The 397-nt window shown below is 54.9% G+C and carries 1 pseudogene; it reads right to left on the bottom strand.

The annotated features are described in order from the left end of the window. Positions 1-397, bottom strand: a pseudogene (locus O2S87_RS18910) (site-specific integrase); the annotation flags it as partial.

Below are 397 nucleotides of genomic sequence, written 5' to 3'. Positions count from 1 at the left end.
TGGTGGTCGTAGAACTGCTGGATATCACCGAGGTACTTGAGCCGAGATTGATCGGTCGACAGACGGTCTTTGAGGACGTCGAAGACCTCCATACAGCGGTCGTTTTCGGCTGGCCGCTCGTCGATATTATCGAGGTTTCGGATGAGACTGTGTGGGCCATGCAACTGCTCGTAGATTCGAGCATACTCTGCGAGTCGAGAGCGTCGACTGACTATCGTTGACGGCGCGAGCTCCCCACGGTTACGCTGTGTCGAGAGATACGTCTGGATTGCTTCGATAGTCTCGTCACTGCTAACCTCCCACTCGTAGCCGGATTCCTCGTTGTCTCCTCGAGGAGTATCATCGTCGAGACCCACCTCGTCGACGAAGAACTCCTTGATTGTGAGATCGTGGTGCT

Source organism: Halohasta sp. A2 (genome assembly GCF_056175805.1).
This window is presented reverse-complemented; position numbering and strand designations above follow the sequence as displayed.